1 pseudogene is annotated in these 256 nt (G+C 55.9%); it reads right to left on the bottom strand.

Annotated features, from left to right (window positions below):
- Window positions 1–256 (bottom strand): annotated as a pseudogene (locus ACTHS4_RS12160) (YadA family autotransporter adhesin); the annotation flags it as partial.

Raw genomic sequence — 256 nt, 5'->3', positions numbered from 1 at the left:
GAAGAAGAACCTACTGCAGCCGCAGAAGTACCGCTGGCTTGAGCTTTTTGACCTACTGCAACGGTGTAAGCGCCGGTTGCTTGAGTACCTTGTCCGACAGCGGTGGAGGCAGGAGCTGTAGCATTAGAGCCGGAGCCAAATGCGGTAGAAGACAGGACTTCAGCGACAGAGGAAGAACCTACTGCAGTGCTGCTGTTGCCTTTTGCGGCAGCTTGGCGACCGATAGCGGTAGCTGCATTAGCAGTTGCACTGGCAC

Source organism: Neisseria sp. P0014.S009 (genome assembly GCF_051958155.1).
GTDB lineage: Bacteria > Pseudomonadota > Gammaproteobacteria > Burkholderiales > Neisseriaceae > Neisseria > Neisseria flavescens_C.
This window is presented reverse-complemented; position numbering and strand designations above follow the sequence as displayed.